General features: G+C 42.9%; 2 protein-coding genes. Both read right to left on the bottom strand.

Going from position 1 to position 10,019, the window contains the following annotated elements:
• Positions 1 to 8,868: Calx-beta domain-containing protein (locus H6F47_RS28240; protein WP_190651538.1), on the bottom strand; the 8,868-nt coding region annotated here is incomplete at its 3' end.
• Between the two features lie 914 nt (positions 8,869 to 9,782).
• Positions 9,783 to 10,019: hypothetical protein (locus H6F47_RS27630; protein WP_206755164.1), on the bottom strand; the 237-nt coding region annotated here is incomplete at its 5' end.

The raw sequence follows: 10,019 nt of genomic DNA on the forward strand, positions 1-10,019 counted from the left end.
ATCAGTCCCATCACCACCATTTAGGGTGTCATTTCCAGCACCACCATTTAGGGTGTTATTATTAGTGTTACCAGTGAGGGTATTATTACCAGAATTACCAGTACCGTTGACTGCTGTTCCTGTTAGTGTCAGGTTTTCAATGTAGGTGAGAGTGGCAATAGCAATACTAAAGTCGATACTAGATTGAATGGTATCTGTACCACCTCCTGGATTTTCGGTGATGATGTCAGTGGTGGTATCAACAATGTAAGTATCGTTGCCTGAACCGCCAATTAAGGTATCAGTCCCATCACCACCATTTAGGGTGTCATTTCCAGCACCACCATTTAGGGTGTTATTATTAGTGTTACCAGTGAGGGTATTATTACCAGAATTACCAGTACCGTTGACTGCTGTTCCTGTTAGTGTCAGGTTTTCAATGTAGGTGAGAGTGGCAATATTAAAGTCGATACTAGATTGAATGGTATCCGTACCTTCGTTGTCATTTTCGGTAATGGTGTCAGTGGTGGTATCAACAATGTAAGTATCGTTGCCTGAACCGCCAATTAAGGAATCAGTCCCATCACCACCATTTAGGGTGTTATTACCAGTGTTACCAGTGAGGACGTTATTACCAGTATTACCAGTACCGTCAATATTTGCTGTTCCTGTTAGTGTCAGGTGTTCAATGTCGGTGAGAGTGGCAATAGTAAAGGTAACACTCGATTGAATGGTATCTGTACCACCTCCTGGATTTTCGGTGATGGTGTCAGTGGTGGTATCAACAACGTAAACGTCATCACCTAAACCGCCAGTTAAGATATCAGTCCCAGCACCACCATTTAGGGTGTCATTTCCAGCACCACCATTTAGGGTGTTACTACCAGTGTTACCAGTGAGGGTGTTATTACCAGTATTACCAGTACCGTCAATATTTGCTGTTCCTGTTAGTGTCAGGTGTTCAATGTCGGTGAGAGTGGCAATAGTAAAGGTAACACTAGATTGAATGGTATCTGTACCACCTCCTGGATTTTCGGTGATGGTGTCAGTGGTGGTATCAACAATGTAAGTATCGTTGCCTGAACCGCCAATTAAGGTATCAGTCCCATCACCACCATTTAGGGTGTCATTTCCATCACCACCAGTTAGGGTGTTACTACCAGTGTTACCAGTGAGGGTGTTATTACCAGTATTACCAGTACCGTCAATATTTGCTGTTCCTGATAGTATCAGGTTTTCAATGTTGGTGAGAGAGGCAATAGTAAAGGTGACACTAGAATTGATGGTATCTGTACCTTCGTTGGCATTTTCGGTGATGGTGTCAGTGGTGGAATCAACAAAGTAAAGGTCATCACCTGAACCGCCAATTAAGGTATCAGTCCCAGCACCACCATTTAGGATGTCATTTCCATTACCACCATTTAGGGTGTTATTATTAGTGTTACCATTTAGGAAGTTATTACCAGCATTACCAGTACCGTCAATATTTGCTGTTCCTGTTAGTGTCAGGTGTTCAATGTTGGTGAGAGTGGCAATACTAAAGGTGACACTAGATCGAATGGTATCTGCTGCACCTTCGTTGGCATTTTCGATGATGGTGTCAGTGGTGGTATCTACAATGTAGATATCGCTGCCTAAACCGCCAATTAAGATATCCATCCCATCACCACCATTTAGGGTGTTATTACCAGTGTTACCAGTAATGGTATTATCACCAGTATTACCAGTACCGTCAATATTTGCTGTTCCTGTCAGGGTCAGGTCTTCGACGTTAGCAAGAGCCGCAAGACTATAGGTAACACTAGATTGAATGGTATCTGTACCACCTCCAGAAAGTTCGGTGATGGTGTCAGTGGTGGTATCAACAATGTAAGTATCGTTGCCTAAACCGCCAATTAAGGTATCAATCCCATCACCACCCTGAAGTGTGTCATTTCCAGCATCACCATCTAGGATGTTATCACTAGTGTTACCAGTAAGAGTATTATTCCCAGTATCACCAATACCGTCAATCGCTGCTGTTCCTGTTAGGGTCAGGTTTTCAATGTTGGTGAGAGTGGCAATAGTAAAGGTGACACTAGATTGAATGGTATCTGTACCTTCGTTGGCATTTTCGGTGATGGTGTCAGTGGTGGTATCTACAATGTAAACGTCATCACCTAAACCGCCAATTAAGATATCAGTCCCAGCACCACCATCTAGGCTGTCATTTCCATTGCCACCATTTAGGGTGTTATTACTAGTGTTACCAGTGAGGACGTTATTACTAGCATTACCAGTACCGTTGGCTGCTGTTCCTGTTAGTGTCAGGTTTTCAATGTTGGTGAGAGTGTCAATAGTAAAGGTGACACTAGATTGAATGGTATCTGTACCTTCTCCAGAAAGTTCGGTGATGGTGTCAGTGGTGGTATCAACAATGTAAGTATCGTTGCCTAAACCGCCAATTAAGGTATCCATCCCATCACCACCCTGGAGTGTGTCATTTCCAGCACCACCATTTAGAGTGTTATTACTAGTGTTACCAGTAAGAGTATTATCACCAGTATTACCAGTACCGTTGGCCGCTGTTCCTGTTAGGGTCAGGTTTTCAATGTTGGTGAGAGTGGCAATAGTAAAGGTGACACTAGATTGAATGGTATCTGTACCTTCTCCAGAAAGTTCGGTGATGGTGTCAGTGGTGGTATCAACAATGTAAACGTCATCACCTAAACCGCCAATTAAGGTATCAGTCCCAGCACCACCATCTAGGGTGTTATTAGCATCGTTACCAGTAAGAGTATTATTACCAGCATTACCAGTACCGTTGGCTGCTGCTGTTCCTGTTAGTGTTAGGTTTTCGACGTTAGCAAGAGCCGCAAGACTATAGGTAACACTAGATTGAATGGTATCTGTACCACCTCCAGAAAGTTCGGTGATGGTGTCAGTGGTGGTATCAACAATGTAGGTATCGTTGCCTAAACCGCCAATTAAGGTATCAATCCCAGCACCACCATCTAGGGTGTTATTACTAGTGTTACCAGTAAGAGTATTATTACCAGTATTACCAGTACCGTTGGCTGCTGTTCCTGTTAGTGTCAGGTTTTCAATGTTGGTGAGAGTGGCAATAGTAAAGGTAACACTAGATTGAATGGTATCTGTACCTTCGTTGGCATTTTCGGTGATGGTGTCAGTGGTGGTATCAACAGTGTAGGTATCGTTGCCTAAACCGCCAATTAAGATATCAGTCCCAGCACCACCATTTAGGCTGTCATTTCCAGCACCACCATTTAGGGTGTTATTACCAGTGTTACCAGTGAGGGTATTATTACCAGAATTACCAGTACCGTCAATATTTGCTGTTCCTGTTAGTGTCAGGTTTTCAATGTTGGTGAGAGTGGCAATAGTAAAGGTAACACTAGATTGAATGGTATCTGTACCTTCGTTGGCATTTTCGGTGATGGTGTCAGTGGTGGTATCAACAACGTAAACGTCATCACCTAAACCGCCAGTTAAGATATCAGTCCCAGCACCACCATTTAGGGTGTCATTTCCAGCACCACCATTTAGGGTGTTACTACCAGTGTTACCAGTGAGGGTGTTATTACCAGTATTACCAGTACCGTCAATATTTGCTGTTCCTGTTAGTGTCAGGTGTTCAATGTCGGTGAGAGTGGCAATAGTAAAGGTAACACTAGATTGAATGGTATCTGTACCACCTCCAGAAAGTTCGGTGATGGTGTCAGTGGTGGTATCTACAATGTAAGTATCGTTGCCTGAACCGCCAGTTAAGGAATCAGTCCCAGCACCACCATCTAGGGTGTCATTTCCATCACCACCATTTAGGGTGTTATTAGCATCGTTACCAGTGAGGACGTTATTACTAGCATTACCAGTACCGTTGACTGCTGTTCCTGTTAGGGTCAGGTTTTCAATGTTGGTGAGAGCCGTAAGACTATAGGTGACACTAGATTGAATGGTATCTGTACCTTCGTTGGCATTTTCGGTAACTATGTCAGTGGTGGTATCAACAATGTAAGTATCGTTGCCTGAACCGCCAGTTAAGGAATCAGTCCCAGCACCACCATCTAGGGTGTCATTTCCAGCACCACCATTTAGGGTGTCATTTCCATCACCACCATTTAGGGTGTTATTACCAGTGTTACCAGTAATGGTATTATCACCAGTATTACCAGTACCGTTAATCGCTGCTGTTCCTGTTAGTGTTAGGTTTTCAATGTTGGTGAGATTGGCAATACTAAAGGTAATACTAGATTGAATGGTATCTGTACCTTGGTTGGCATCTTCGGTGACGGTGTCATTGATGTTATCAACAGTGTAGGTATCATTACCATCACCACCAATTAAGGTATCAGTCCCAGCACCACCATCTAGGGTGTCATTTCCATCACCACCATTTAGGGTGTTATTACTAGTGTTACCAGTGAGGACGTTATTACTAGCATTACCAGTACCGTTGACTGCTGTTCCTGTTAGGGTCAGGTTTTCAATGTCGGTGAGATTGGCAATAGTAAAGTCGATACTAGATTGAATGGTATCTGTACCTTCGTTGGCATTTTCGGTGATGGTGTCAGTGGTGGTATCAACAGTGTAGGTATCGTCGCCTAAACCGCCAATTAAGGAATCAGTCCCAGCACCACCATTTAGGCTGTCATTTCCAGCACCACCCTGAAGTGTGTCATTTCCAGCACCACCCTGAAGTGTGTCATTTCCAGCACCACCATCTAGGCTGTTATTACCAGTGTTACCAGTGAGGGTGTTATTACCAGTATTACCAGTACCGTTAATCGCTGCTGTTCCTGTTAGGGTCAGGTTTTCAATGTCGGTGAGATTGGCAATAGTAAAGTCGATACTAGATTGAATGGTATCTGTACCTTCGTTGGCATTTTCGGTGATGGTGTCAGTGGTGGTATCAACAGTGTAGGTATCGTTGCCTAAACCGCCAATTAAGGTATCAGTCCCAGCACCACCATTTAGGCTGTCATTTCCAGCACCACCATTTAGGGTGTTATTAGCATCGTTACCAGTAAGAGTATTATTACCAGTATTACCAGTACCGTTGACTGCTGTTCCTGTTAGGGTCAGGTTTTCAATGTTGGTGAGAGTGGCAATAGTAAAGTCGATACTAGATTGAATGGTATCTGTACCTTCGTTGGCATTTTCGGTAACTATGTCAGTGGTGGTATCTACAATGTAAGTATCGTTGCCTGAACCGCCAGTTAAGGAATCAGTCCCAGCACCACCATTTAGGGTGTCATTTCCAGCATCACCATTTAGGGTGTCATTTCCAGCATCACCATTTAGGGTGTTATTACCAGTGTTACCAGTAATGGTATTATCACCAGTATTACCAGTACCGTTGACTGCTGTTCCTGTTAGGGTCAGGTTTTCAATGTTAGCAAGAGCCGCAAGACTATAGGTAACACTAGATTGAATGGTATCTGTACCTTCGTTGGCATTTTCGGTGATGGTGTCAGTGGTGGTATTAACAATGTAAGTATCGTTGCCTGAACCGCCAATTAAGATATCAGTCCCAGCACCGCCATCTAGAGTGTCATTTCCATCACCACCATTTAGGGTGTTATTAGCATCGTTACCAGTGAGGGTATTATTACCAGAATTACCAGTACCGTTGACTGCTGTTCCTGTTAGTGTCAGGTTTTCAATGTAGGCGACAGTGGCAATATTAAAGTCGATACTAGATTGAATGGTATCCGTACCTTCGTTGTCATTTTCGGTAATGGTGTCAGTGGTGGTATCTACAATGTAAACGTCATCACCTAAACCGCCAATTAAGGTATCAGTCCCAGCACCACCATTTAGGGTGTTATTAGCATCGTTACCAGTGAGGGTATTATGATTAGTATTACCAGTACCGTTGGCTGCTGCTGTTCCTGTTAGTGTTAGGTTTTCGACGTGAGCAAGAGCCGCAAGACTATAAGTAACACTAGATTGAATGGTATCTGTACCTTCGTTGGCATTTTCGGTAATGGTGTCAGTGGTGATATCTACAATGTAAACGTCATCACCTAAACCGCCAATTAAGGTATCAGTCCCAGCACCACCATCTAGGGTGTCATTACCAGTGTTACCAGTAAGAGTATTGTTGCCAGCATTACCAGTACCGTTGGCTGCTGTTCCTGTCAGGGTGAGGTTTTCGATATTTGCAGACAGCGTATAGTTAGTGGTGCTGTAAACCGTATCCGTGCCTTCTCCAAAATATTCCGTAATGACATCACTGCTATCATCAACGTGGTAAGTATCATTACCATCACCACCAATTAAGGTATCAGTCCCAGCACCACCATCTAGGGTGTTATTACCAGTGTTACCAGTAAGAGTATTATTACCAGCATTACCAGTACCGTTGACTGCTGCTGTTTCTGTCAGGGTGAGGTTTTCGATATTTGCAGACAGCGTATAGTTAGTGGTGCTGTAAACCGTATCCGTGCCTTCGTTGGCATTTTCGGTAATGACATCACTGCTATCATCAACGTAGTAAATATCATTACCATTGCCACCAATTAAGGTATCAGTCCCAGCACCACCATCAAGGATATTATCAAGTTCGTTACCTGTGATGACGTTATTATCATCATTACCAATACCGTAGGCTGCTGTTCCTGTCAGAGTGAGGTTTTCCAAATTTTCCAACAGAGCATAGTCAGTGGTGCTGTAAACAGTATCCGTGCCTTCGCTGGCATTTTCGATAATGGTGTCATCAGTAGTGTCAACATAGTAAGTATCATTACCATCTCCACCAATTAAGATATCAATACCTGCACCCCCATCCAATGTGTCATTACCTGATGCACCGTCAAGGGTATTATCAGCAGCGTTACCTGTGAGGACGTTATTATTGGCGTTACCGGTGCCGTTAATTGCTTCTATTCCTGTTAGTGTTAGGTTTTCGACGTTAGCAAGAGCCGGAAGATCAAGACTATAGGTGACACTAGATTGAATGGTATCTGTACCTTCTCCTGGATTTTCGGTGATGGTGTCAGTGGTGGTATCTACAATGTAAACGTCATCACCTAAACCGCCAATTAAGATATCAATCCCATCACCACCCTGGAGTGTGTCATTTCCATTACCACCATTTAGGGTGTTATTACGAGTGTTACCGGTGAGGACGTTATTACCAGCATTACCAGTACCGTTGGCTGCTGTTCCTGTTAGTGTTAGGTTTTCGACGTTAGCAAGAGCTGCAAGACTATAGGTGACACTAGATTGAATGGTATCTGTACCACCTCCAGAAAGTTCGGTGATGGTGTCAGTGGCACTATCAACAATGTAAACGTCATCACCTAAACCGCCAATTAAGGTATCAGTCCCAGCACCACCATTAAGAGTATTATTACCAGTGTTACCAGTGAGGACGTTATTACGAGTATTACCAGTACCGTTAATCGCTGCTGTTCCTGTCAGTGTCAGATTTTCGATGTTGGTTCTAGTGGCAATACTAAAAGTAACACTAGATTGAATAGTATCTGTACCACCCCCTAAATTTTCGGTGATGATGTCAGTGGCACTATCAACAATGTAAACGTCATCACCTGAACCACCAATTAAGGAATCAATCCCAGCACCACCATCAAGAGTGTCGTTACCTGCTCCACCAGTAAGACTATTATTAGCACTGTTACCGGTGAGGACGTTATTACCAGCATTACCAGTACCGTTAATCGCTGCTGTTCCTGTCAGGGTGAGGTTTTCAATGTTGGTTAGCGCACTAATACTAAAAGTGACACTGGATTGAATAGTATCTGTACCTTCGTTGGCATTTTCGGTGATGGTGTCAGTGGCACTATCAACAATGTAAACGTCATCACCTGAACCACCAATTAAGGAATCAATCCCAGCACCACCATTTAGGGTGTTATTAGCACTGTTACCGGTGAGGACGTTATTACCAGCATTACCAGTACCGTCAATATTTGCTGTTCCTGTTAGTGTCAGGTTTTCAATGTTGGTGAGAGTGGCAATAGTAAAGGTAACACTAGATTGAATGGTATCTGTACCACCTCCTGGATTTTCGGTGATGGTGTCAGTGGTGGTATCAACAACGTAAACGTCATCACCTAAACCACCAATTAAGGTATCCATCCCATCACCACCCTGGAGTGTGTCATTTCCATCACCACCATTTAGGGTGTTATTACCAGTGTTACCAGTAAGAGTATTATTACCAGTATTACCAGTACCGTCAATATTTGCTGTTCCTGTTAGTGTCAGGTTTTCAATGTTGGTGAGAGTGGCAATAGTAAAGGTAACACTAGATTGAATGGTATCTGTACCACCTCCTGGATTTTCGGTGATGGTGTCAGTGGTGGTATCTACAATGTAAGTATCGTTGCCTAAACCGCCAATTAAGATATCAGTCCCAGAACCACCATTAAGAGTGTCGTTACCTGCTCCACCAGTAAGACTATTATTAGCACTGTTACCGGTGAGGACGTTATTACCAGCATTACCAGTACCGTTAATCGCTGCTGTTCCTGTCAGGGTGAGGTTTTCTACTCCCGCTGGTAGGGTGGTAGTAACATCAGCCGTGAGGGTATCGGTGATGGTTGTAGTTACAGTTGTGGTTGTACCCAAGTTGGCATTGGTGGGAGAAAACAGGACGAGAGTAAAGGTTTCATCTGCTTCGTTAAGGTCATCATTGAGAATGGGAATATTGATGACTTGACTGGTAACACCAGGATCAAAAGTTAAAGTTCCGCTAGTGGTAGTATAATCTGACCCTGCTATAGCCGTATCACCAAAAATGGTATATTGAACAGTAACCGTTTCGGTGCTGGCGCTGGAAAGAGTTACAGTGTAAGTGACATTTTGGGGACTGGTGTTGCCTTCGACTACCGTTTGGTTAGCACTGAGATCAATAATTACCATGACTATAATCCTGTGATTGAGTTGACAGTAAAATTGCTATCTCCACGGATTATAACCCACATCTCGCACTTCACTTGGTAATACATGAAGATTACGAAAATTGGGGTTAATGGTGGTTGAATAGCGATCGCTGAAGGGCTGTAATTCATACGTTTAAATATTGAATAATATCTAGGACTTACGCACTGTACAAATTCACCATGATGTGCATGAACGAAAATCCGTCGTTTCAGGCTTTTGTCGATTAACTTCCGATCAATAGCGAACTGCTTGCAGAAGCGCTTCGCTATCGCTCAAAAATCATCAAAAAATCATGTTAAAGTACCCGAAACCCATAACCCATATTTGGTTGATCCTGTCAATGCGTAAGTCCTAATATCTACATTTTTTGTAAAATTTATCGAAGTATTAACGTAGTACATTTTGAAGTGCGGAAAGTTGATTATACTAAAAACGGGTTACAGCCTTACTATTTAAATCGCTAAGAGTATTGCTATACAAAGATTTTTGCCCAGGCAAAAGTCTAGCAATCATCCGTTTTTAGTATATAATTAACTGCGTATAGACCTTTGTATCAAAAAATATTGACTTGGTTACAACTCATTCTGACTTACTAACCTTTAGCATCTATCTACAGATAGATTGTGATCAAGAATAAATAATGAAAGAATATTATCTATAAAAGTCCGAAGTTTAACAAAATTCCCACTCAAAACTCGATTATTTCCATCAAAGGGTAAATTTTGAGATGAAGGTTATTTATGGCAAGGTCACTCAGAGGGTGTTTGAAAAGTTTTAGATGGTGACTTTATACACTTGCAGATCCCCCCTAAGCCCCCTAAATCCCCCTTGAAAAGGGGGACTTTGATTCTAGTTCCCCCCTTATTAAGGCTCACAGGGGTAGGTTTTTAATATTAACTGTGAAGGCAGGACCAGGAAGACAAGGAAGGCTTGTCCTGAGCGTAGTCGAAGGGATGGATAAGAAAGATTTGATACGCACAACAGTATTTTGACGGACTTTTTTGGTTACCAAGAGCATCTGATTTTGTACGGTTTTCCTCCCTTGTCCACCTTGTCTTGCCCTCACGACAATGTAAAATACCTACCCTTGTGAGGGACTGGGGACTGGGGACTGGGGACTGGGGACTGGG

Origin of the sequence: Sphaerospermopsis sp. FACHB-1094 (assembly GCF_014696195.1) — a bacterium.
Classification (GTDB): domain Bacteria; phylum Cyanobacteriota; class Cyanobacteriia; order Cyanobacteriales; family Nostocaceae; genus Sphaerospermopsis; species Sphaerospermopsis kisseleviana.